The 25288-nt window shown below is 62.8% G+C and carries 15 protein-coding genes, 3 rRNA genes and 1 pseudogene; 15 read left to right on the plus strand and 4 right to left on the minus strand.

The features are described from left to right. Positions 1-97: 97 nt before the first annotated feature. From ACQCSV_RS08255 to ACQCSV_RS08325, 15 genes are all read left to right on the plus strand, one after another. On the plus strand, positions 98-2326 hold the full coding sequence (locus tag ACQCSV_RS08255; RefSeq protein ID WP_354159077.1) for an AAA family ATPase: 2229 nt from the start codon (positions 98-100) through the stop codon (positions 2324-2326). 79 nt (positions 2327-2405) lie between these two features. Continuing rightward, positions 2406-3719 carry a tyrosine--tRNA ligase gene (tyrS, locus tag ACQCSV_RS08260; RefSeq protein ID WP_354156098.1) on the plus strand — a complete coding sequence of 438 codons (1314 nt, stop codon included), beginning with the start codon at positions 2406-2408 and terminating at the stop codon, positions 3717-3719. A gap of 504 nt (positions 3720-4223) precedes the next feature. Further along, a 16S ribosomal RNA gene (locus tag ACQCSV_RS08265) occupies positions 4224-5747 on the plus strand. Between the two features lie 548 nt (positions 5748-6295). Beyond that, a 23S ribosomal RNA gene (locus ACQCSV_RS08270) occupies positions 6296-9444 on the plus strand. A gap of 215 nt (positions 9445-9659) precedes the next feature. After that, positions 9660-9776 (plus strand): 5S ribosomal RNA (rrf, locus tag ACQCSV_RS08275). The 16S, 23S and 5S rRNA genes sit together here, the layout of an rRNA operon. Positions 9777-10102: 326 nt before the next feature. Continuing rightward, positions 10103-11974 carry a hypothetical protein gene (locus ACQCSV_RS08280; protein WP_426939462.1) on the plus strand — a complete coding sequence of 624 codons (1872 nt, stop codon included), beginning with the start codon at positions 10103-10105 and terminating at the stop codon, positions 11972-11974. Between the two features lie 5 nt (positions 11975-11979). Then, entirely contained in the window at positions 11980-12969 is a 990-nt protein-coding gene (locus ACQCSV_RS08285; RefSeq protein WP_354154410.1) for an HAD-IIA family hydrolase, read from the plus strand. A 9-nt stretch (positions 12970-12978) separates the two neighbouring features. Further along, the gene (locus tag ACQCSV_RS08290; RefSeq protein ID WP_354154409.1) at positions 12979-13209 is read left to right on the plus strand and encodes a hypothetical protein; all 231 of its coding nucleotides are present in this window, start codon (positions 12979-12981) and stop codon (positions 13207-13209) included. Between the two features lie 2 nt (positions 13210-13211). Continuing rightward, positions 13212-14024: a TlyA family RNA methyltransferase gene (locus tag ACQCSV_RS08295; RefSeq protein WP_354154408.1), complete on the plus strand. Its 813-nt coding sequence runs from the start codon at positions 13212-13214 to the stop codon at positions 14022-14024. Between the two features lie 13 nt (positions 14025-14037). After that, a complete protein-coding gene (locus ACQCSV_RS08300; RefSeq protein ID WP_354154407.1) occupies positions 14038-15063 on the plus strand; it encodes an NAD kinase in 1026 nt (341 codons plus the stop codon). A gap of 3 nt (positions 15064-15066) precedes the next feature. Next, the gene (gene recN, locus ACQCSV_RS08305; protein WP_354224544.1) at positions 15067-16806 is read left to right on the plus strand and encodes a DNA repair protein RecN; all 1740 of its coding nucleotides are present in this window, start codon (positions 15067-15069) and stop codon (positions 16804-16806) included. An 88-nt stretch (positions 16807-16894) separates the two neighbouring features. Then, positions 16895-18640: a CTP synthase gene (locus ACQCSV_RS08310; protein ID WP_354224546.1), complete on the plus strand. Its 1746-nt coding sequence runs from the start codon at positions 16895-16897 to the stop codon at positions 18638-18640. 25 nt (positions 18641-18665) lie between these two features. After that, on the plus strand, positions 18666-19328 hold the full coding sequence (locus ACQCSV_RS08315) for an NUDIX hydrolase (RefSeq protein ID WP_354154405.1): 663 nt from the start codon (positions 18666-18668) through the stop codon (positions 19326-19328). Beyond that, positions 19328-20311 carry a site-specific tyrosine recombinase XerD gene (gene xerD / locus ACQCSV_RS08320; RefSeq protein ID WP_354224548.1) on the plus strand — a complete coding sequence of 328 codons (984 nt, stop codon included), beginning with the start codon at positions 19328-19330 and terminating at the stop codon, positions 20309-20311. The genes ACQCSV_RS08315 and xerD overlap by 1 nt, the downstream gene beginning before the upstream one ends. A 30-nt stretch (positions 20312-20341) precedes the next feature. Next, on the plus strand, positions 20342-20827 hold the full coding sequence (locus ACQCSV_RS08325) for an 8-oxo-dGTP diphosphatase (protein ID WP_282330561.1): 486 nt from the start codon (positions 20342-20344) through the stop codon (positions 20825-20827). Between the two features lie 97 nt (positions 20828-20924). Here ACQCSV_RS08325 and ACQCSV_RS08330 read toward each other — a convergent pair whose 3' ends face one another. From ACQCSV_RS08330 to ACQCSV_RS08345, 4 genes and pseudogenes are all read right to left on the minus strand, one after another. Beyond that, positions 20925-22064 (minus strand): bifunctional 2-methylcitrate synthase/citrate synthase, encoded by a 1140-nt coding sequence (locus ACQCSV_RS08330; protein WP_426939463.1) that lies wholly within the window; start codon positions 22062-22064, stop codon positions 20925-20927. Positions 22065-22138: 74 nt separating this feature from the next. Continuing rightward, a complete protein-coding gene (gene prpB / locus ACQCSV_RS08335; protein WP_354224552.1) occupies positions 22139-23044 on the minus strand; it encodes a methylisocitrate lyase in 906 nt (301 codons plus the stop codon). 33 nt (positions 23045-23077) lie between these two features. Further along, positions 23078-24598: an MmgE/PrpD family protein gene (locus tag ACQCSV_RS08340; RefSeq protein WP_426939464.1), complete on the minus strand. Its 1521-nt coding sequence runs from the start codon at positions 24596-24598 to the stop codon at positions 23078-23080. Next, positions 24591-25251: pseudogene (locus tag ACQCSV_RS08345) on the minus strand (GntR family transcriptional regulator). Before ACQCSV_RS08345 ends, ACQCSV_RS08340 begins: the two are co-directional and overlap by 8 nt. Positions 25252-25288: the final 37 nt, after the last annotated feature.

Consider the following 25288-nt stretch of genomic DNA (forward strand, 5'->3'; position numbering starts at 1 on the left):
CAACAGCGGACGACTTCCGGGGCAGGGGACCGGCGGGCGCGTTAACCGAAATGGTTGTAGAATGGACGGTCTGTCTTTTGCGATAGGGGAACGTTTAATGCTCGACGCCGATTTGGCCCACGAACGGAACTATGTTGCCGGCCTGTACTCGCGGCTGGAAGAGCTCCGCGCGGAAAAGCGCCTGCAGTTGGCACAGGTCCGCCGGGCCGGTGCCGTGGGCACCATGCAGAATGTCTCCGAACGCGACGCCTTCGCCGCGCTCTACGAGGACCGCCTCGCCCAGCTCGACGCCGTCGATGACCGCTTGGTCTTCGGCCGCCTTGACCTGGATTCCGGTGAGGCCCAGTACATTGGGCGCATCGGACTGACCACCGATGACCTCCAGCGGCTCATGGTGGACTGGCGCGCGCCCGAGGCCGGCCACTTTTATCAGGCAACGGCGTTTGACCGGCAGGGCGTCCGCCGCCGGCGGCACCTGATTCTGCAAGGCCGGGAAGTCAAGGCCATCGAGGACGACGTCCTTGATGCGGATATGCTCGCGGACGATGCCTCGCTGCAGGGCGAAGGCGCATTGCTGGCGGCTCTGGATTCCAAGCGCACCGGCCGGATGTCCGACATCGTCGGCACCATCCAGTCGGAGCAGGACCGCATTATCCGGTCTTCCATGTCCGGCGCCCTCGTGGTGCAGGGTGGTCCCGGTACCGGCAAGACTGCTGTGGCGCTGCACCGGGCCGCGTACCTGCTCTACACGCACCGGGAACGGTTGAAGACTGCCGGCGTGCTCCTGGTGGGCCCGTCGTCGTCGTTTATGAAGTACATCGAGCGTGTTCTTCCCTCGCTCGGTGAGACCGGCGTGGTCATGGCCAGCGTGGGTCGCCTGATGCCGGGGATCAAGGCGGTTGCTGAACCCGAGGCCGAGGTCGCGGCCATCAAGGGGCGGCTGGACATGGTGAAGGTTGTCGCCAATGCGGTGGCGAACCGGCAGCGGATCCCTACCGAAGACCGTGTCCTGGACGTCGACGGCCGCAAACTGGTGCTGACGCGGCGGCAGGTGAGCCGTGCGCGTGAACGTGCGCGGTCCACCGGCAAGCCGCACAACGAGGCACGCCTGACGTTCATCAAAATTCTGCTCCGCGAACTGACCGAGCAGATGACCGATCTCGTGGAAGCCGGAAGCATCGGCAACAACGCCGACCGTTCGTATCTGGCCGAAGATGTCCGCACGGCCCGCGACGTCCGGATCGTCCTGAACCTCTGCTGGATGCCCGTGACTCCGGAGAGGCTGATTACCGAGCTGCTGAGCAAGCCCGCAGTACTGGCGGCCTGCACACCGCACCTGTCCCTTAAGGAGCAGTCACTGCTGCTGCGCCCCGCGGATGCTCCCTGGACCGAGGCTGATGTCCCGCTGCTGGATGAAGCCGCCGAGCTCCTTGGCGACCTGGACCCGGCAGCCGGCCGTGGACTTGCACAGCAGGAGCACGACCGGGCCCGTGACCTTGCCAACGCCAAGCAGACGCTTGTGAACATGGGGGACATGGGTGTCGACGTCCTCATCACCGCCGAGGAACTCGCCGACCAGAACCAGGAGCGCGAGAACCGCCAGACGGCAGCCGAGCGCGCCACCAGCGACCGCACGTGGGCCTTCGGCCACATCGTGGTGGATGAGGCGCAGGAACTTTCGCCGATGCAATGGCGCCTGCTGGTCCGCCGTTGCCCGCTGAAGTCCTTCACCATCGTGGGCGATATTGCGCAGACCAGTTCTGTTGCCGGTGCCAACTCGTGGCAGGGGGCCCTGGCGCCGATGTTCGGTGACCGCTGGCAGTTGGAGGAGCTGACAGTCAACTACCGGACGCCGTCCCAGATCGCCGAGGCCGCCGCCCGTATGGCCAACGCTGCCGGACTGGTGGTTTCCGCGCCGAAGGCCGTCCGCGAGGGGCGCTGGGCCCCGGTCATCGACAAGGTGGACCACGGACACGTGGTGAGCCGTTTGGTGGAGGTGCTCCCCGAGGAACTGGCAGCGCTCGACGGCGGCCTCCTGGCCGTGATTGCCGACGGCGACCTTCTGCCCGCGGCAACGTCAGCCCTTCGTGCTGTATATGGCCGGCGGATCGGCAATGGGGCAGGCAGCTACGAGCAGGACATCGTGGTCATCAGCCCGCGCGAGGCCAAGGGCCTGGAGTTCGACGGCGTTGTGGTCCTCGAGCCCTCCGTCATGCTCAACCACGAGCACGGCCGCGTGGGCGATCTGTATGTCGCCATGACCCGGCCCACGCAGCGGCTCCGGCTGATCGCCGCGGAAGGTATTCCGGCCGGCATCGAAGGCTGAGCCGGTTCGCTTTACCCCTTGACGCCCGGCGCCGTTCATTTCGGCGCCGGGCGTCGTCGATCCTGCTAACTTAGAAGTCGTGTCAGAACTCAACGATTTCGAATCCCAGCAGAACGACCCCACCTTCGCCAATGTCTGGCAGGAGCTGAAGTGGCGCGGCCTGGTCCACGTCTCCACCGATGAAGAGGAACTGGAAAAGCTCCTCGCCGGTGATCCGATTACCTATTACTGCGGATTCGATCCCACCGCGCCGAGCCTGCACCTGGGCAACCTGGTCCAGCTCCTCGTGATGCGCCGGCTGCAGCTGGCCGGGCACAAGCCGCTGGGCCTGGTGGGCGGATCCACGGGACTGATCGGCGATCCGCGGCCCACCGCAGAACGCACACTGAACACCAAGGACACCGTTAACGAATGGGTGGGCTACCTGCAGGCCCAGGTTCGCCGATTCCTCAGCTTCGATGGCCCCAGCGCCGCCCGCATGGTCAACAACCTCGACTGGACCGCACCGCTGAGCGCCATCGACTTTCTGCGCGAGATTGGCAAGCACTACCGGGTCGGCACCATGCTGCGCAAGGATGCTGTCGCTTCCCGGCTCAGCTCGGACGAGGGCATCAGCTACACGGAATTCAGCTACCAGATCCTGCAGGGCATGGACTACCTCCAGCTGTTCCGCGACTACGGCTGCATGCTGCAGACCGGCGGCTCGGACCAGTGGGGCAACCTCACCAGCGGCACCGAACTCATCCGCAAAGTTGAGGGTAAGAGTGTGCACGCCCTGGGCACGCCGCTGATCACCAACTCGGACGGCACGAAGTTCGGCAAGAGCGAAGGCAACGCCATCTGGCTCGACGCCGGCATGTGCAGCCCGTACGCCTTCTACCAGTTCTGGCTGAACACCGCCGACTCTGACGTCGTGGACCGGCTCAAGGTCTTCACCTTCCTGAGCCGCGCAGAGATCGAAGGGTTGGCAGCGGCTGTGGCAGAACGTCCCTTTGCACGGGAAGGCCAGCGGAAGCTGGCGTTCGAAGTGACCTCCCTGGTGCATGGTGTGGAGGCAACGGAGAAAGTCATCGCGGCGTCCGCTGCCCTCTTTGGCAACGGTGACCTGACCGCCCTGGATCGGCCAACGCTGGAAGCAGCCACATCGGAGCTTCCGTCCGCACGCATCCAGGTGGATGGCCTCGGGATCATTGACCTGCTTGTGGCATCTGGCCTGTCGGAGAGCAAATCCGCGGCCCGGCGGACTGTCGGTGAAGGCGGCGCCTACGTAAACAACGAGAAGGTGTCCGACCCGGAAGCTGTCATCTCCGAGTCGGAGCTGCTGCATGGCCAGTACTTGCTCCTGCGCCGCGGCAAGAAGAATCTCGCGACTGTCGAAGTCCTGGTTCCCTAGCCTTCCAAAACGATATTCGCGCTCCTCCGCAGCCGATTTGCAAGGCCGCGGGGGAGCGTGTATTGTTTTCTGAGTCGCCGCCACTGAGTGGCGACAAACCCCCTTCACAAAAGAAGCGATTCATTGTGTGCAAAGCACGATAATGATGAAAAGCTTCACTTTTTTGATGGGCGGATTCGTTCCACAGAGTGAATATCGGGAACATAACCCGGATTTGCAAAGTGAATAAGAATGAAATAAGCTATAAACATCGCAGCGAAGAAAAGCGAAACAAGAGAATTCATTCAATATGAATTGTTTCGAGAATTATTCGAATGTGTCTGTTGTTTGAGAACTCAATAGTGTGCCAAGTTTGTTGATACCAATTGTTTTATTGATTGGTTGTTTTGGCCAGGCCTGTCCACCCCGTGGATTGGGTTTGGTTTTTACAGCTGGTTTCAAATTTTGCAGCTTTCTTCTTCCGTTATTTCCGGGGGTGTTGGTTGTGTTCGTTTTTGTTTTACTTCAACGGAGAGTTTGATCCTGGCTCAGGATGAACGCTGGCGGCGTGTTTAACACATGCAAGTCGAACGATGAACCTCACTTGTGGGGGGATTAGTGGCGAACGGGTGAGTAACACGTGAGTAACCTGCCCTTAACTCTGGGATAAGCCTGGGAAACTGGGTCTAATACCGGATATGACTCCTCATCGCATGGTGGGGGGTGGAAAGCTTTATTGTGGTTTTGGATGGACTCGCGGCCTATCAGCTTGTTGGTGAGGTAATGGCTCACCAAGGCGACGACGGGTAGCCGGCCTGAGAGGGTGACCGGCCACACTGGGACTGAGACACGGCCCAGACTCCTACGGGAGGCAGCAGTGGGGAATATTGCACAATGGGCGAAAGCCTGATGCAGCGACGCCGCGTGAGGGATGACGGCCTTCGGGTTGTAAACCTCTTTCAGTAGGGAAGAAGCGAAAGTGACGGTACCTGCAGAAGAAGCGCCGGCTAACTACGTGCCAGCAGCCGCGGTAATACGTAGGGCGCAAGCGTTATCCGGAATTATTGGGCGTAAAGAGCTCGTAGGCGGTTTGTCGCGTCTGCCGTGAAAGTCCGGGGCTCAACTCCGGATCTGCGGTGGGTACGGGCAGACTAGAGTGATGTAGGGGAGACTGGAATTCCTGGTGTAGCGGTGAAATGCGCAGATATCAGGAGGAACACCGATGGCGAAGGCAGGTCTCTGGGCATTAACTGACGCTGAGGAGCGAAAGCATGGGGAGCGAACAGGATTAGATACCCTGGTAGTCCATGCCGTAAACGTTGGGCACTAGGTGTGGGGGACATTCCACGTTTTCCGCGCCGTAGCTAACGCATTAAGTGCCCCGCCTGGGGAGTACGGCCGCAAGGCTAAAACTCAAAGGAATTGACGGGGGCCCGCACAAGCGGCGGAGCATGCGGATTAATTCGATGCAACGCGAAGAACCTTACCAAGGCTTGACATGAACCGGTAATACCTGGAAACAGGTGCCCCGCTTGCGGTCGGTTTACAGGTGGTGCATGGTTGTCGTCAGCTCGTGTCGTGAGATGTTGGGTTAAGTCCCGCAACGAGCGCAACCCTCGTTCTATGTTGCCAGCGCGTTATGGCGGGGACTCATAGGAGACTGCCGGGGTCAACTCGGAGGAAGGTGGGGACGACGTCAAATCATCATGCCCCTTATGTCTTGGGCTTCACGCATGCTACAATGGCCGGTACAAAGGGTTGCGATACTGTGAGGTGGAGCTAATCCCAAAAAGCCGGTCTCAGTTCGGATTGGGGTCTGCAACTCGACCCCATGAAGTCGGAGTCGCTAGTAATCGCAGATCAGCAACGCTGCGGTGAATACGTTCCCGGGCCTTGTACACACCGCCCGTCAAGTCACGAAAGTTGGTAACACCCGAAGCCGGTGGCCTAACCCCTTGTGGGAGGGAGCTGTCGAAGGTGGGACTGGCGATTGGGACTAAGTCGTAACAAGGTAGCCGTACCGGAAGGTGCGGCTGGATCACCTCCTTTCTAAGGAGCACCTACAGCCACCGCGCCGGATGTACTGTCCGTGTGGTGGGGTTGTCAGGAGTATATGCCCGTTGCGCAGACGATTGTTCTGCGGCGGGTGCTCAAGGGTGGAATATCAACGGATAGCGGCTGCTTGTTTCTTTCCTTGCCTAGTACGGATGTCCTCTTGAGGGTGTCCTGGAACGGTGTGGGTTGGGGGTGGGTGGTTTAGTGTTTGGCACACTGTTGGGTCCTGAGGCAACAGGGCCGGTGGGATGTGCTGCGGCCTTTTGGGTTGTGGTGTGTTTTGTCGGGTTTGTTTGTTTCTGGTTTCCTGGCTGCATCGATCGCATGGTTGACCTTTTGGGGTTGTGTGTGGGGTGTGTGGTTTGGGGTTGTTGTTTGAGAACTACATAGTGGACGCGAGCATCTTTTATAAGAAGCAATTTCCAAGAATATATGAACCTGGATCTGTCCGGGCGTCTGTTGCTGTGGCCTTTTGGGGTTGTGGTGGTGGTGTCCGGGTGGTTTTCGTGGTTCTCTCGAAAATTAGCGTTTTGATCTTTTGTGGTCAAGTTTTTTAAGAGCACACGGTGGATGCCTTGGCATTAGGAGCCGAAGAAGGACGTAGGAATCTGCGATAAGCCTGGGGGAGTCGATAACCGGACTTTGATCCCAGGGTCTCCGAATGGGGAAACCCCGCCAGGGGAGCGATCTGCCTGGTGACCCGCATCTGAACACATAGGGTGTGTGGAGGGAACGCGGGGAAGTGAAACATCTCAGTACCCGCAGGAAGAGAAAACAATAGTGATTCCGTTAGTAGTGGCGAGCGAACGCGGATCAGGCTAAACCGTTCCATGTGTGATAGCCGGCGGGCGTTGCATGGGCGGGGTTGTGGGACTTTCCGTATCAGTTCTGCCGGACTGGTGAGGTGTGATGTGCAGGCATAGGTGAACGGTCTTGAAAGGCCGGCCAGAGAGGGTGTGAGCCCCGTAACCGAAATGTTTTGTGCCGCCTGGAGAGTATCCCAAGTAGCACGGGGCCCGAGAAATCCCGTGTGAATCTGTCAGGACCACCTGATAAGCCTAAATACTCCCTAATGACCGATAGCGGACCAGTACCGTGAGGGAAAGGTGAAAAGTACCCCGGGAGGGGAGTGAAACAGTACCTGAAACCGTGTGCTTACAATCCGTCGGAGCATCTGCAGCTTGTCTGTATGGGTGTGACGGCGTGCCTTTTGAAGAATGAGCCTGCGAGTTAGTGTTACGTCGCGAGGTTAACCCGTGTGGGGAAGCCGTAGCGAAAGCGAGTCTGAATAGGGCGTTGCAGTGGCGTGATCTAGACCCGAAGCGAAGTGATCTACCCATGGCCAGGTTGAAGCGACGGTAAGACGTCGTGGAGGACCGAACCCACTTCAGTTGAAAATGGAGGGGATGAGCTGTGGGTAGGGGTGAAAGGCCAATCAAACTTCGTGATAGCTGGTTCTCCCCGAAATGCATTTAGGTGCAGCGTTGCGTGTTTCTTGCTGGAGGTAGAGCTACTGGATGGCTAATGGGCCCTACAAGGTTACTGACGTCAGCCAAACTCCGAATGCCGGTAAGTGAGAGCGCAGCAGTGAGACTGTGGGGGATAAGCTTCATAGTCGAGAGGGAAACAGCCCAGACCACCAACTAAGGCCCCTAAGCGTGTGCTAAGTGGGAAAGGATGTGGAGTTGCGAAGACAACCAGGAGGTTGGCTTAGAAGCAGCCATCCTTAAAAGAGTGCGTAATAGCTCACTGGTCAAGTGATTCCGCGCCGACAATGTAGCGGGGCTCAAGTACACCGCCGAAGTTGTGGATTTCAGATATTAGCTAAGCCGCCCCTTGTGGGTTGGTTCAGGCGTCTGGAGTGGTAGGGGAGCGTCGTGTGGGCAGTGAAGTCGCGGTGTAAACCAGCGGTGGAGCCTACACGAGTGAGAATGCAGGCATGAGTAGCGAAAGACGGGTGAGAAACCCGTCCGCCGAATGATCAAGGGTTCCAGGGTCAAGCTAATCTGCCCTGGGTAAGTCGGGACCTAAGGCGAGGCCGACAGGCGTAGTCGATGGACAACGGGTTGATATTCCCGTACCGGCGAAAAACCGTCCATGTTGAACAGGGGATACTAACCGCCCGATACCTGCCCGCCCACCCTTTTGGGGTGATGTGGGTTTTGGTGGAGCGCGGGACCTGATCCTGGGAGGCAAGCGTATTAACAGGTGTGACGCAGGAAGGTAGCCAAGCCGGGCGATGGTTGTCCCGGTCTAAGGATGTAGGGCGAACGGTAGGCAAATCCGCTGTTCATGATGCCTGAGATCTGATGGGACCCCCTCACGGGGGGATTTGGTGATCCTATGCTGCCGAGAAAAGCATCGACGCGAGGTTTTAGCCGCCCGTACCCCAAACCGACACAGGTGATCAGGTAGAGAATACTAAGGCGATCGAGAGAATTATGGTTAAGGAACTCGGCAAAATGCCCCCGTAACTTCGGGAGAAGGGGGGCCCCAACCTTGAACACCACATGCTGGTGGGAGGGGATCGGGGCCGCAGAGACCAGGGGGAAGCGACTGTTTACTAAAAACACAGGTCCGTGCGAAGTCGCAAGACGATGTATACGGACTGACTCCTGCCCGGTGCTGGAAGGTTAAGAGGACCGGTTAGCCTCACGGCGAAGCTGAGAATTCAAGCCCCAGTAAACGGCGGTGGTAACTATAACCATCCTAAGGTAGCGAAATTCCTTGTCGGGTAAGTTCCGACCTGCACGAATGGAGTAACGACTTCCCCGCTGTCTCAACCATAAACTCGGCGAAATTGCAGTACGAGTAAAGATGCTCGTTACGCGCAGCAGGACGGAAAGACCCCGAGACCTTTACTATAGTTTGGTATTGGTGTTCGGAGTGGCTTGTGTAGGATAGGTGGGAGACGTTGAAGCCCGGACGCCAGTTCGGGTGGAGTCATCGTTGAAATACCACTCTGGTCACTTTGGACATCTAACTTCGGCCCGTAATCCGGGTCAGGGACAGTGCCTGATGGGTAGTTTAACTGGGGCGGTTGCCTCCTAAAAAGTAACGGAGGCGCCCAAAGGTTCCCTCAGCCTGGTTGGCAATCAGGTGTCGAGTGTAAGTGCACAAGGGAGCTTGACTGTGAGAGAGACATCTCGAGCAGGGACGAAAGTCGGGACTAGTGATCCGGCGGTACATTGTGGAATGGCCGTCGCTCAACGGATAAAAGGTACCTCGGGGATAACAGGCTGATCTTGCCCAAGAGTCCATATCGACGGCATGGTTTGGCACCTCGATGTCGGCTCGTCGCATCCTGGGGCTGGAGTAGGTCCCAAGGGTTGGGCTGTTCGCCCATTAAAGCGGTACGCGAGCTGGGTTTAGAACGTCGTGAGACAGTTCGGTCCCTATCCGCTGCGCGCGCAGGAAATTTGAGAAGGGCTGTCCTTAGTACGAGAGGACCGGGACGGACGAACCTCTGGTGTGTCAGTTGTACTGCCAAGTGCACCGCTGATTAGCTACGTTCGGATGGGATAACCGCTGAAAGCATCTAAGCGGGAAGCTCGCTTCGAGATGAGATTTCCATACACCTTGTGTGTGAGAGGCCCCCAGCCAGACCACTGGGTTGATAGGCCGGATGTGGAAGCGAGGACTAACGACTCGTGAAGCTGACCGGTACTAATAGGCCGATAACTTACACCACACACCAATGCGTGAACGGCATTCAAAAGACGTTCACACCAAGCACTGGTACGAAGATAACAAGACTGCTTGCGTCCACTATGTGGTTCCCAAACAACAAACCCGTCCACGGACGGTTCGTTGCAGGGAACAAAAAACACAACACAATAACAACACCACAATGTTGTAACCAGATTTCCCACACACCCCCTTTTCGGGTGTGACGGGTAGAAGGGTTACGGCGGTCATAGCGTGGGGGAAACGCCCGGTCCCATTCCGAACCCGGAAGCTAAGACCCACAGCGCCGATGGTACTGCACCCGGGAGGGTGTGGGAGAGTAGGTCACCGCCGGAACATCATTACAGGTCGAGAGCCCCCCAACCACCAGGTTGGGGGGCTCTCCCACATTAACCACCCAACCCACAAAACCCACCCACCCAAGACCACAATCCCGTCCAGGGAACGCCGCAGAAACTGTGCGGGCGGCCGCTGGGAGTGTGAACATTCCCACGACGGCGGCCTGGAAACGGATCCATGTCATCTGCCGGTGGGCTCTCGCCTAGAATTGACTGAGATGTACGGACTTCGAAGCGCTTGATTTCGGGTTGCGTAGGATAACGAAACACGGAACGAGCGGCTGCGATTGCGCCAGTGGTCGGCTCATAACAGGAGGAATCCCCATGGCTGAGCACAACGGCGGCAACCGCGGCGGTAACGACCGCGGTCCTTTCCGCGGCAACAACAATTCCGGCGGCGATCCGCGTGGATTCCGTTCCCGGGAAGACCGTAATTCCGAGTCTCCGAAGCGTGCGCCTGGTTCCGGTGAGCGTAAGCCCTTTAGCGGTGGCGGGGAGCGCAAGCCGTTCAGCGGTGGCGGCGACCGTAAGCCGTTCGGTGGTGGCGGCGACCGTAAACCTTACGGCGACCGCGACAACAAGTCCTTCGGTGACCGTCCCCGCCGTGAGGGTGACGGTGAGCGTCGTACCTTCGGCGGTGGTGAGCGTAAGCCGTTCGGTGGTGGCGGCGACCGTAAACCTTACGGCGACCGCGACAACAAGTCCTTCGGTGACCGTCCCCGCCGTGAGGGTGACGGTGAGCGTCGTACCTTCGGCGGTGGTGAGCGTAAGCCGTTCGGTGGTGGCGGCGACCGTAAACCTTACGGCGACCGCGACAACAAGTCCTTCGGTGACCGTCCCCGCCGTGAGGGTGACGGCGAACGTCGTACCTTCGGCGGTGGTGAGCGTAAGCCGTTCGGTGGTGGCGGCGACCGTAAACCGTTCGGTGGTGGCGGCGACCGTAAACCTTACGGCGACCGCGACAACAAGTCCTTCGGTGATCGACCCCGTCGTGAGGGTGACGGTGAGCGTCGTGGATTCTCCGGCAGCGACAACCGCAAGCCGTTCGGCGACCGCCAGGACCGTGCCCCACGCAGCTTCGACCGTGGAGACTCCGGCCCCCGCCAGTTCGGCGGGGAACGTGCCGAAGACCGCCCGGCCCGTGTACCCAACGCGCGCGATCTTCGCAGCGCCAACCGCCCGGACCGCGAGCGTTCGCCGGAAATCGATGAGGATGTCACAGGCAAGGAGCTCGACCGCGCTACCCAGCACCAGATCAAGACCCTTGAGGACAAGAGCGCTGAGTGGGTGGCCCGACACCTGGTAATGGCCGGACGCCTGATCGACGAAGAGCCCGAACTGGCCTTCCAGCACGCCCTCGCCGCGAGCCGGCGTGGTGGCCGCCTGGCTGCCGTCCGTGAAGCCGTCGGCCTGACCGCTTACGCGGCAGGACACTACGGCGAAGCACTGCGCGAATTCCGGACCTACCGCCGCATCAGTGGTTCGAACGTCCATCTGCCCGTGATGGCAGACTGCGAACGCGGACTGGGCCGGCCTGACCGCGCCCTCGACGTAGTGCGGTCCGAGGAAGCCAACGATCTGGACGCGCCCGGCAAAGTCGAGCTGGCCATCGTTGCCGCCGGGGCACGGTCTGACCTTGGCCAGTTGGAGGCTGCCGTGGCGGAACTTGAAATTGCCCAGTTGGACATCAACCGTGCGTTCTCCTACAGCCCAAGGCTCTTCCGGGCCTACGCAAACGCCCTGGCCGCCGTCGGCCGCGAAGATGAGGCAGCAAAATGGCAGAGGCAGGCCGTCGTGGCTGAAAATGCCTTGGGTATTGGTGCCGATGAGGAACCGGACATCGTGGACCTGGGCTGGGACGAGGAAGAGGAAGCCCGCGAGGAAGCACAGCACCGGCGCCTGTTGGAGCGCGCTGCCGCAAGTCCCGAGACCAGCGCGTCCACGCCTGCTGCCCGCTCCCAGGTAGCCTCGGACAAGACTGTCGTTGAGACCGCCGGTGTTGATGTAGCCATCGACGACGTGGAATCGGATTTCTTCGAGTCCGATGACGCCGAGTCTGACGAGGATTCCGTCGAAGCAGACGAGCTGGAAGCCGGTGACGCCAAGCAAGATGAAGAAGAGCGTGACGCCGAGCCCACCGACGCAGACGACAGCACCAACGGCAGCGATGCCCACTCTGATGGACGGGACAACTAGCAGCTATGACTGAAGTTCCACTGATTTCCCTGTTCGACGCCCTTTTGGCGGACCTGGACGGTGTGGTCTACACCGGACAGCACGCCATCCCCGGCGCCGTGGACTCGCTACGGCAACTGGAAGGTTTGGGCATTGGCCTCGGCTATGTCACCAACAATGCTTCCCGCACTCCGGCGCAGGTGGCGGCGCATCTCCGCGAACTGGGTGCGCCCGCCGACGACGAGCAGGTGGTCAGTTCCTCGCAAGCCGCGGCAGAACTCCTGGCATCGCTCTTCGCCCCCGGCGCTCGGGTGCTGATCACCGGCAGCCCCGCTCTGGCACAGGAAATCGAGCTGGTGGGACTCACTCCTGTCTACAGCCAGGATGAGAATCCGGTCGCCGTGGTCCAGGGATTCAATCCCGGGATCGGCTGGAAGGATCTGGCCGAGGCATCGTTCGTCGTGTCGGCCGGAGCCCTGTGGATCGCTACCAACACCGATATGTCCATTCCGCAGGCTCGCGGCATGGCCCCGGGAAACGGCACGCTGGTGGCAGCCGTGGCCGCCGCTACCGGACTGACTCCGAGGGTTGCCGGCAAGCCGGAGGCTCCGCTGTTCCACGCCGCCGCCAAACGGCTCGCGGCTGACCGCCCGCTGGTGGTGGGGGACCGCCTGGACACGGACATTCTCGGTGGCAACAACGCCGGGTTTGCCACGGTGGCGGTGCTGACCGGCGTCGACACCACGGCCAGCATCCTGGCCGCACGTACGGCCGAGCGTCCGGACTACATCATCAATTCCCTCAGCGACCTCCACCGTCCCTACCCGGCCGTGCACCAGACTGACGGCACACACCGCTGCGGGGCGTCCGCCGCGCGGGTCAGCGGTGACACGGTCCAGATCAGCGGCAGCGAGAGCGACCTGGATTCGTGGCGGGCCGCTTGCGCCGCCTGGTGGACTGCGGTTCCTGACGCCGCGCGGCCCACCGAGCCCAAACTCGAGTGGCGCGATCATTAGACTGGCCCGATGACTGAGCTGAACGAAGCGCATCATCCGGAAGCAGCCCAGCCAATGCCGGAATGGCCGGACGCAGCTGCACCGGCAACCACCGATCCGTCCATTGCGGCCCTTGTGGCCGCACTGGGCGGCGTCGAAAAGTTGCCCGTATCGGAGCATGAAGCTGTTTACAGCGACCTCCACGATGCCCTGCTGCACGCGTTGAACGAAGAGGCCCCAAACGGCGAAGGAGAAGCTTGAGCATGGCACGACTTGACCAGGCGCTTGTCGCCCGCGGCCTGGCCAGGTCCCGGACCCATGCTGCATCGCTGATTGCCGAAGGCAAGGTGAGCTCGGCCGGCCAGGTTCTGTCCAAGGCGTCACTCCAGGTCGACGACGGCAAGGACCTGTCGGTCGAGCACACGGAAGCGGACAGCTACGTCAGCCGGGCCGGGCACAAGCTGGCGGGCGCTCTGGACGTCTTCCCGGAGATTACGGTTGCGGGCAAAAGGTGCCTGGACGCCGGGGCCTCCACCGGCGGCTTCACCGAGGTGCTGCTGCGGCGCGGTGCGGCACACGTGGTGGCGGTCGACGTCGGCCATGACCAGCTGGTCGCGCAGCTCCGCGCCGATGACCGGGTAGCCGTTCATGAGGGCCTCAACGTACGGTACATGGCGCCAGCGGACATCGGCGGACAGGCCGAACTCACGGTGGCCGACCTCTCGTTCATCTCGCTGACCCTTGTTGTCCTGCCCCTGGCGCTGTGCACGCAGCCGGGCGGTGACCTGGTGCTGATGGTGAAGCCCCAGTTCGAGATCGGCAAGGACCGGCTGGGCCGCACCGGCGTGGTCACCTCCGAGCGCGAACGCCGGATGGCCGTGGAAAAAGTGGCCAATGCAGCGCTCGACGCCGGACTGGACTTACGCGGCTTAGCGGCCAGCCCCCTGCCGGGCCAGGACGGAAACGTCGAATACTTCCTGTGGATAAAGCGCAGGATGGCCCAAGAACTGCCTAAGATCGAAGAGCGCCCCGCAGCCATTGACGGTTTGCTGGGCCGAATCTGGCCGAACCACTAGAAAGCGGAACCCGATGAGCAGGCGAGTACTTGTCCTTGCCCACACTGGCCGCGAGGAATCACTGAAGGCCGCTTGGGAAGCCTGCGCCCAACTGCATGACTCCGGCATTGTCCCGGTCATGCAGGAGTCTGAACTTCGTGACATGGAAAGATTCTTCGGGCAACTTACCCAGCCGGTGGAGATCCTGCACGACCACGTACAGTTGCCGGACGTTGAGCTGGTAATGGTCCTGGGCGGTGACGGCACCATCCTGCGCGCCGCAGAGCTGGTGCGCGAGGTGGACGTTCCCTTGCTGGGCGTCAACCTTGGCCACGTCGGCTTCCTGGCCGAAAGCGAGCGGGCGGACCTGGCGCAAACGGTGGAATGGATTGCCCGCCGCGACTATACGGTGGAAGAACGCATGACCATCGACGTCCAGGTCTGGGTCCGCGGCCAGAAAATCTGGCACACCTGGGCCCTGAATGAGGCCGCGATCGAAAAAGGCAACCGCGAACGCATGATCGAAGTGGTGACCGAAGTGGACGAGCGTCCGCTGACTTCCTTCGGCTGCGACGGTGTGGTGGTGGCCACCCCCACAGGATCCACCGCGTACGCGTTCTCCGCCGGCGGGCCCGTCGTCTGGCCGGAGGTGGAGGCCCTGGTGATCGTGCCCATCAGCGCCCACGCGCTCTTCGCCAAACCGCTGGTGGTATCGCCTCGGTCCCGGCTGGCCGTGGAAGTCCTCACCCGCACCGGTGCCCAGGGCGTGCTCTGGTGTGATGGCCGGCGTTCCGTGGATTTGCCGCCCGGCGCCCGCATTGAAGTGACCAAGTCCGCCACGCCGGTCCGGCTGGCCAGGACGCACCAGACGCCCTTTTCAGCGCGGCTGGTCCGCAAATTTGAACTTCCCATCCATGGCTGGCGCGGGCCCGTGCCGCAGTCGGAGACCATCCACACCGGACCCATTCCGATCGTCCGGACGCCGCGGCCCATGCCGCCGCTCCAGCTTGCCTCCGGCGACCAGCCGGAGGACGAAACCGATTCCGCGACCGCAAAGTGAACCATGCTTGAAGAACTGAGAATCCGCGATCTGGGCGTCATCACCGATGCCACGCTGCCGCTGGGCCCCGGGCTGAGCGTCGTTACCGGCGAAACCGGTGCCGGCAAAACGATGGTGGTCACCGCCGTCGGCCTCCTGCTCGGGGCGCGGTCCGATGCCGGGGCGGTCCGGAGCGGCGCGAAGAGCGCCACTGCGGAGGCTGTCCTCAAGCTTGACGCCGGGCATCCGGCGATTGCCCGGGCCGTGGAAGCGGGTGCCGACGTGGAGGAGTTCGACGGCGGCGCCGAGCTCATCCTTGCGCGTCGCCTCGGTGCCGACGGGCGCAGCCGGGCCTTCCTGGGCGGGCGGGCAGCCCCGGTGGGCGTCCTGGCGGAGATTGGAGAAACCCTCGTGGTGGTCCACGGCCAGTCGGACCAGATCAGGCTGAAAGGCGCAGCCGCACAGCGCGGCGCGCTGGACAAATTTGCCGGCGATGCGCTGGCGGGCCCAATGACCTCCTACCAGTCGCTCTACAGCCATTGGAAGGCCAGCCAGGCGGAGCTGGAAACTCTGCGCAGCGCCGCCCGCGACAGGCTCCGCGAGGCCGAATCGCTGGAAGTTGCCCTGGCCGAAATCAGCACCGTGGATCCGCAGCCGGGGGAGGACGAGTCCCTCAAAGCCGAGGCCGTGAAACTGGCCAACGTCGAAGAGCTCAGGATTGCCGCGAACACGGCGCACCAGGCGCTTATCGCGGAGGATTACGGTGACTCAGGTGATGCCACCACCCTCGTGGACGTGGCGAAAAGAACCCTGGAGTACGTGGCCGAGCACGACGCCGAGCTGGGGTCCGCCGCAACGCGGTTGGCCGAAGTGGGCTTTCTACTCAACGACATCGCTACGGAGCTGGCCAGCTACCAGGCCGGCCTGGACTCGGAGGGCCCCGAACGCCTGGCCGAGATCGAGGACCGGCGGTCCGCCCTGGCCACCCTGGTCCGCAAGTATGCCCCCAGCATCGACGAAGTCCTGGTGTGGGCGGAAAATGCCCGGGTCCGTTTCGACGAGCTGCAGGACGACTCCACCAGGATCGAAGCCCTGGATGCCGACGTACTCCGGACCGAAGCGGAACTGCAGAAGCAGGCAGCCGCCGTCAGCAAAATCCGGGCCAAAGCTGCCAAGGACCTGTCCGCCCGGGTCAGCGGGGAGCTGAAGGCACTCGCCATGGCCGACGCCACCCTGCTCATCACCCGTGACGCGGCCGGTCAGTTGACACAGCATGGAGCGGACGAGATTACGTTCCTCCTCCAGCCGCACTCCGGAGCCCCGGCCCGTCCGCTGGGCAAGGGCGCCTCCGGCGGCGAACTGTCCCGCGTGATGCTGGCCATCGAAGTGGTGCTGGCCGCAGTGGATCCGGTGCCCACTTTTGTGTTCGATGAGGTGGACGCCGGCGTCGGCGGGCGCGCCGCCGTCGAGATCGGACGCCGGCTGGCCATGCTGGCACAGCACGTTCAGGTCCTGGTGGTCACGCACCTGCCGCAGGTGGCAGCTTTCGCGGACCAGCACATCACCGTCACCAAGACATCCGCCAGAGGGTCCGACGGCGGTACCGCCACCGGCTTCACGTCCAGTGATGTTCGCCTCCTCGACGGTCCCGAGCGCGTGCGGGAACTCGCCCGGATGCTGGCCGGCCAGGAGGATTCAGAATCGGCCCAGGCGCACGCCCAGGAGCTGCTGGACGACGCAAAAATGCTGCCGCAGCGGGCCTGACCGCGGCTGCCCCTTGATCGGAGGGCGCCTTGCCCTGCACACTGGATCATTTGGGGAGACAGTTCCTGATCGGGGAAAGGCTCAATTGATGATAGGCTCGAATTCCGTGGTGCAGCGATCAAATTCCCGTGTAAATTCCCGGTTCCCGGGCTCGTCCAAGACGACCAAACACATCTTCGTAACCGGTGGTGTGGCGTCCTCGCTCGGTAAGGGACTGACGGCTTCGAGCCTCGGTCACCTCCTGCGAGCACGCGGCCTGTCTGTAACTATGCAGAAGCTCGATCCTTACCTGAACGTGGATCCGGGCACGATGAACCCCTTCCAGCACGGCGAGGTCTTCGTCACTGACGACGGCGCCGAGACGGACCTGGACATCGGGCACTACGAGCGGTTCCTCGACGAAAACCTCGAGGGTTCAGCCAACGTGACCACCGGCCAGGTCTACTCCACGGTGATCGCCAAGGAACGCCGCGGCGAATACCTCGGCGACACCGTCCAGGTCATCCCGCACATTACCGATGAGATCAAGCGGCGGATGCGGCTTCCGGCCGAAGGCAAAAACGCGCCGGACGTCATCATCACCGAAATCGGCGGCACCGTCGGCGACATCGAGTCGCAGCCCTTCCTCGAGTCAGCCCGCCAGGTCCGCCAGGACATCGGCCGCGGCAACGTCTTCTTCGTCCACGTCTCCCTGGTGCCCTACATCGGGCCCTCCCAGGAACTGAAGACCAAACCGACGCAGCACTCCGTGGCGGCCCTGCGCTCTATCGGCATCCAGCCTGAGGCAATCGTGATCCGCTCGGACCGCGAAGTACCCGAACCGATGCGCGCCAAGATCGGCCGCATGTGCGATGTCGATATCGAGGCCGTCATCGGATGCCCGGATGCCCCCAGCATCTACGACATCCCCAAGACCCTGCACACCCAGGGACTGGACTCCTACATCGTCCGAGCCCTGGACCTGCCGTTCAAGGACGTTGACTGGACCAGTTGGGACAAGCTGCTCGAAGCAGTCCACAACCCCAAGCACCTCGTGGAAATCGCGCTGGTGGGCAAGTACATCGACCTGCCGGACGCTTACCTGTCCGTGACCGAGGCCCTGCGTGCCGGCGGCTTCGCCAACGACACCAAGGTCAAGATCCGCTGGGTACCGTCAGATGAGTGCGAAACCCATGAAGGCGCCGTGGCGTCCCTGGACGGCGTGGACGCCATCTGCGTTCCCGGCGGCTTCGGCATCCGCGGCCTCGAAGGCAAGCTGGGCGCCCTGAAGTACGCCCGTGAAACCAGGCTGCCGGTCCTGGGCCTGTGCCTGGGCCTGCAGTGCATGGTGATCGAATATGCACGCAACGTGGTGGGCCTGGAAGGCGCGTCCTCGAGCGAGTTCGAACCGGATTCGAAGTACCCGGTGATCGCCACCATGGAAGAGCAGCTGGACATCGTGGACGGCAAGGGCGATCTTGGCGGCACCATGCGCCTGGGCCTGTACGAAGCCAAGCTCGACGACGGCTCGGTGATCGCAGAGACCTACGGCAAGACCACGGTCAGCGAACGGCACCGGCACCGCTACGAGGTCAACAACAAGTACCGCGACCAGATCGCCGCCGAGGGCCTCGTGTTCTCCGGAACGTCGCCGGACGGCAAGCTCGTGGAATTCGTTGAGCTGCCCCGCGAGGTCCACCCGTTCTACGTGGCAACCCAGGCGCACCCCGAACTGAGCTCGCGGCCCACGCGGCCGCACCCGCTCTTCGCCGGGCTCATTAAGGCCGCCCTGGACCACCAGAACGCACAGGACGCGCCGGCAGCCAAGCCGTTGCGTACGGTTGCCGCGAAATAGAACCGACTAAGCAGAGGACGGCGCGATGCCCGGCACACCTGAAACCCCCCTAGCTGCATGGCAGGTTTCGGATGCACCGAGCCCGCGCCGTCTTCTGTCTACGGAGAAGGTCTATAAAGGCCGGATCTGGGATGTGGTCAGCGACAGCTTCCAGCTGAGCGAGACGGGGGAGTCCCTGACGCGCGACTACATCGACCATCCTGGCGCCGTGGCCGTCCTGCCCATGAACGACGCTGGTGAGGTTCTGCTGATCAGGCAGTACCGGCACCCCGTGGGTATGGACCTGTGGGAAATTCCTGCCGGCCTTCTGGACGTGGAAGGCGAGGATTTTGTGGCCGGGGCTGCCCGCGAACTCGCCGAGGAGGCGGACCTTGCGGCCGGCGAATGGAATGTCCTGGTGGACTTCTTCAATTCGCCCGGCTCCTCCAGCGAGGCCATCCGCATCTACCTCGCCCGCGGCCTCACTGAGGTGCCTCACCACGAACGCCACGAGCGGACCGATGAGGAAGCCGAAATTGAATTCCACTGGATCGCTTTGGACGACGCCGTGGCCGCGGTCCTGGAAGGCAGGCTGCACAACCCGTCCGCCGTCGTCGGAATCCTGGCAGCCGCCGCGGCGAAGGCTGACGGCTTTGCGGGGCTGCGTCCCGCGGATGCATCCTGGCCTGCGCACCCCAGCCAGCGGTGATGACGCCGACTGCTGAGGCAGAAGCTCCGGCACCGCCCGTGCGGCCACAGACGGCCATCGACGGCGCCATCACCGAGTATCTGCAGCATATGGGCGTGGAACGCGGCCTGGCCGCCAACACACTCTCCGCCTACCGCCGTGACCTGGCGCGGTACTCCCGCTTCGTGACCTCGGAGGGTTGCCACAGCCCCGGCCAGATCACCCGCCACCACGTGACGGGGTTCGTCATGGCCCTCAACGACGGATCCGACGGCGGCACAGCCCTGGGCGTCAGGTCTGCCGCCAGGACCGTGGTGGCGGTCCGGGGGCTCCACAAGTTCTGGGCCCTGGAGGGGATCACCACGACGGACCCCGCCAGCGACGTCCACCCGCCGATGCCGGGCAAGCGGCTGCCCAAGGCCATCAGCGTGGACGAAGTCACCCGGATCCTTGAAGCCGCAGGCGAGGACACCGCCACAGGGCTCAGGGACCGCGCCCTGCTCGAATTTCTCTATTCCACCGGGGCACGGATCAGCGAGGCCGTGGGCCTGGACGTAGATGACATTGCCCTGCAGGAGGCCGAAGCCGGACCCGCCGTGGTCCGCCTGTTCGGCAAGGGATCCAAGGAACGGCTGGTGCCGCTGGGATCCTATGGGGCAAGGGCTGTGGACGCCTACCTGGTCCGCGGACGTCCGCTGCTGGCGGCGAAGGGCAAGGGGACTCCCGCCCTGTTCCTGAACGCCCGCGGCGGAAGGATCAGCCGGCAAAGCGCCTGGACCATCCTGAAGGCGGCCGCGGATAAAGCCAACATCAGGAAGGATGTCTCCCCGCACACACTGCGGCACTCCTTCGCGACGCACCTGCTCGAAGGCGGCGCGGATGTCCGCGTGGTGCAGGAGCTGCTGGGGCACGCCTCGGTCACCACAACGCAGGTTTACACCCTGGTCACCGCTGACACGCTCAGGGAAATTTACGCAGCAGCCCACCCCCGGGCGCTGGGCTGACGTCTGGGGTCAGGCTATAAGGTTGTGGGCATGACGTTTACCCCTGTCACGTTGTGCTTCCTCACCCGTGAGTCCGCCGGTGTGCCACAGGTCCTGCTTGGCCTGAAGAAGACCGGCTTCGGCCGCGGCAAGGTGGTGGGGCTCGGCGGGCATGTTGAGCCGGGGGAGACGGATGAAGAGGCTGCCTGCCGTGAAGTCCACGAGGAAGCCGGCATTGTGGTCCGGCAGGAGGATCTGCGCGACGCCGGTGTAGTGGCCTTCGATTTCCCGTTCCGCCCGGAATGGAACATGAGCACCCGGCTCTTTGTCGCCGCGCGCTGGACCGGGCAGCCGGCCGAAAGTGCCGAGATCCGGCCGGAATGGTTCGACGTCGGCGCCTTGCCGGTTGACCGGATGTGGCAGGACGCAGCGCACTGGCTGCCGCTGGTCCTTGGCGGCTCCAGGCTGCGCCTCACCATAGTCCTTAATCCGGACAACGAAACCGTCCGCGAAGTGCTGGACTCCTCGAGCCGCTGAGTTTTTGTCCACTTATCGCCGTTTTAGGGCCCGGTTGGGCCCACGCCGGCGAGGGACCCGAACCGAGCTTGCGAGGTTTGGGAGCCGGTGGGGAGGATCAGGGTACGTGCCGTTCTTCCGGTCCGTTGTACTCGCTCAGCGGGCGGATCAGGGAGTTGCTGGCTGCCTGTTCCATGATGTGGGCGGTCCACCCGGTGATGCGGCTGGCCACAAACAGGGGAGTGAACGTGGCAGTGTCGAAGCCCATCAGGTGGTAGGTGGGGCCGGCCGGGTAGTCGAGGTTCGGTTTGATGGCCTTGGCCTCGTCCATGGCCTGCTCGAGGCCGTTGTACAGCCCCAGGAGTTCGGGGCGGCCGTAGTGGGCGATCATCTTGTCCAGCGCGGCCTTCATGGTGGGCACGCGGGAGTCACCGTGCTTGTAGACGCGGTGGCCGAAGCCCATGACTTTTTTCTTCTGGGCCAGGGCGTCCTTCATCCAGGCCTTGGCCCGGGTGGCGGCGTCGTCCAGTGATTCCTCGGGCCGGATGCCGATCTCGTCGAACGTGTGCATCACGGCTTCGTTGGCGCCGCCATGCAGCGGGCCCTTGAGTGCGCCGATCGCGCCCGTTACTGCCGAGTGCAGGTCGGACAGGCTGGACGTGATCACGCGGGCGGTGAAGGTGGAGGCGTTGAAGGAGTGCTCGGCGTACAGGATCATCGAGACGTTGAAGGCGTCCACAACTTCCGGGACCTGGTCTTCGCCGAACGCCATCCACAGGAAGTTTTCCGAGTAGCCCAGGTCGTCGCGGGGCTCAACGACTTCCTGGCCGCGCCGGCGTCGCTGGTCGTAGGCAACAACGGCGGGCATGGCGGCGAAGAGATCCACGGCCTTGGCCATGTTGGCCTCGGGTGAGGAGTCTTCGGCCAGAGGGTGCCGGGCGCCCATGACGGAGGCCGCGGTCCGGCAGACATCCATCGGGTGGGCGCTGGTGGGAATTGTGTCGACGATCTGCTTTACCACGGGATCAAGGGCTCTGCCGGCGCGCTCGCGGGCAGAGAACGCGGAGAGCTCATCGGGGGTGGGCAGTTCGCCGTTCCACAAGAGGAATGCCACTTCCTCGAAGCTGCATTTGGCGGCGAGCTCCTGGACGGGATAGCCGCGGTACAGTAGCGAATTGGTGTCCGGGTTGACCTTCGAAACCGCGGTGTAGTCCACCACGACGCCGGCCAGGCCCTTCTTGATATCAACAGCTTCCATGCTGTCCTCCTTCGTTCATTGGGCAAGCCCGGGTGTGCCGGAATGCTTGCAGTCTCCTCGGTGGCTCCCGGGTCCTAGCGGACGCCGGGAACGTGGAAGTTGAAAACGCCGGTATCGAAGTGGTTGTAGGCCTCATAGTCCACAAGGTCATAAAGCCGCGCACGGGTGAGCATGTTCTCCACCTGTGCTTCCTGCGACCCTGTTGCCTTGATCGATTCCAGAGTACGCTCTGCTGCGCCCATGGCAATGCGTAGCAGCGTGACAGGATAAATGACCATGTTGACGCCTACTCCCTGCAGCTCGTCCACGGTGAACAGGTCGCTCTTGCCGAACTCGGTCATGTTGGCCAGGATGGGCACGTCCACGGCGTCGCGGATGGCCTGGAACTCGGACAGGTCCTTCATAGCTTCCGGGAAGATGGCGTCCGCTCCGGCATCAACCAGGGCCCGTGCCCTGTCCGTGGCGGCTTCGATCCCGTCCATGGCCCGGATGTCGGTCCGGGCCATAATGAGGAAGTTCGGATCCCGGCGGGCATCAGCCGCGGCACGGATGCGCTTGGTTGCCGTTTCCAGGTCCACCACGTTTTTACCGTCCAGGTGCCCGCAGCGTTTGGGGTTGAACTGGTCTTCGATGTGGCAGCCGGCCAGGCCGGCGTTCTCCAGTTCCTGGATGCTGCGGGCTACGTTCATGGGCTCGCCGAAGCCGGTGTCCGCGTCCACCAGCGTGGGTAGATTGGTCATGCGGGCGATCTGACCGGCACGGGTGGCCACCTCGGTGAGGGTGGTCAGCCCGATGTCCGGCAGGCCAAGGTCATTGGCCAGCACGGCACCGGAGACGTAGACACCGGCGAAGCCCTTTTCCTCGATCAGCCGCGCCGAGAGCGGGTTGAACGCGCCCGGGAACTGCTGGATGGTGCCGGACGCGAGCATGTCGCGCAGCGCGATCCTCTTCTGTTCCGGGGTTGTCGTGGAATACAGCATCTGATTCTCCTGTACGGGGTGGGTAGGCAGAGCTTAGAAAAGGCCAGCGGGTGCGTTGCTGAGGTCGATGACGCCCGGGGCGGCCGTGATGTTCAGCTGGTCCAGTTCGCCCGGGCCCAGGTCCGGGAGGCATTCGGCGGCGGCGAGGAAACGCTCTATTTCCGCCTCGGCGACCAGGCCTGCTGCCAGGGTGCGGAACTTATTGATGTACTGCTGGCGGGCGAACGGCCGGGCGCCGAGTGGGTGGGCGTCGGCTACGGCGATCTCATCGGTGATGACGGTGCCATCGTTCAGGGTGATCTCCACGGAACCGCCGAAGGCCTTCTCGGCGATGTCCAGCGAGTGGTAGCGGCGGGTCCATTCGGGGTCTTCCACGGTACTGACCTTGTTCCATAGCTCCACGGTGTCGGCGCGGCCGGCACGTTCGGAGCTGTACGAGTCCGCGTGGTGCCAGGAGCCGTCCTGGAGTGCCACGGTGAAGATGTACGGAATGGAGTGGTCCAGGGTTTCCCGGCTTGCCGTGGGGCTGTACTTCTGGGGATCGTTGGCACCGGAACCGATTACGTAGTGCGTGTGGTGGCTGGTCTTGATCAGGACTGAGGCCACGTTGGCCGGGTCGGGGGCCTCCGGGTGCTCGGTGTGCAGCTTGCGGGCGAGGTCGATCCAGGCCTGGGCCTGGTATTCGGCAGAGTGTTCCTTGGTATACGTGTCCATGATGGCGCGCTTGGCTTCGCCGGCCTCTGGCAGCGGGACCTCGTAGGAGGCGTCCGGACCGTCCAGCATCCAGGCGATCACACCGTCTTCGCCCTCGTAGATCGGCACGGGGGAAGTCTGGCCGCGCATGGAGCGGTCCACGGCTTCGACGGCCATCTTGCCTGCAAACGCGGGTGCGTGGGCCTTCCAGGTGGAGATTTCGCCTTTGCGGGACTGGCGGGTGGCAGTGGTGGTGTGCAGGGCCTGGCCCACCGACTGGAAGATGGTTTCGACGTCGAGTCCCAGGAGTGTGCCGATGCCGGCAGCGGCGGACGGGCCGAGGTGGGCCACGTGGTCGATCTTGTGCTGGTGCAGGCAGATCGCTTTGACCAGATTGACCTGGATCTCGTAGCCGGTGGCGATGCCGCGGATCAGGTCTTTCCCGCTGGATCCGACGTGCTGGGCAACGGCGAGAATCGGCGGGATGTTGTCGCCCGGATGGGAATATTCCGCGGCCAGGAAGGTGTCATGGTAATCGAGCTCGCGGACGGCCACGCCGTTCGCCCAGGCTGCCCACTCGGGGGAGACCCGGTCCGTGATGCCGAAGACGCCGGAGCCCTTGCCGTTGGTGGTCGGTGCGTGGGTCAGTGCCTGGGCCCGGGCAGCGACAATCGGTGCACGGTTCAGGGAGGCGATGGCTACGGAAGCATTGTCGATGACACGGTTGATGACCATCTCGGTGACCTCGGGCGTGACCTCGACGGAGTCAGCGGCAACGACGGCGATCTTGTGCGCCAACTGGTCTTCACGGGCGAGGTTCTCTTCGCTCTTGTAGACGCGGACGTGGTTGAGCTTAACCATGGTGCTCCTTCTTAGTGCTGTGGGTGGGTAGCTTTGACGTGGGAAAGGCTGCGGTGCAGGTGCAGGGTGGTGGCTGCTTCGGCGAGCCTGGCGTTGCCTGCGGCGATGGCCTCGGCAATGGCCGCGTGTTCGACGGCGGCCGCGTTCAGTCGCGGTGCGTCATCGGCCGCGAGGCGGCGGACCCGGACCAGATGGACCCGCAGGCTGCGCATCGCCTGCGCGAGGTAGGAGTTTGAGATGGCAGCGTCGATCGCCTCATCCAGCCGGCCCACCAGGGCGTAGTACTCATGGCGGGCAGGATCGGTGTCGCTGATCAGCTCCTGCGCCCGCAGGAGATCGGCGTGGAGCTTCGCAAAGACAGCGCGCTCGCCGCGTTCGGCAGCGAGGGCAGCAGCCTTGCCTTCCAGGGTTTCGCGGAGCTCGAACATCTCATCGATGTCCTCCAGCGAGATATCGGTGACGACGACGCCGCGGCCGCCCGCCGCCGTCGTCAGCCCTTCTGCGCTGAGCCGGCTCAGCGCCTCCCGGACCGGAGTGCGTGAGACGCCCAGCCGCTCTGACTGCTCCACTTCGGCGAGGACCGTTCCGGGCGTCAGGCGCCATTCGATAATGTCTTCGCGAAGCGTTGCATAGGCTTTGTCGCTGGCCCGCACAGTCCCTCCCGTCAATCTGCTCATAGGCCCCAGTGTA

The sequence above is a fragment of the Pseudarthrobacter sp. S3 genome (genome assembly GCF_050156905.1).
Lineage (GTDB): Bacteria > Actinomycetota > Actinomycetes > Actinomycetales > Micrococcaceae > Arthrobacter.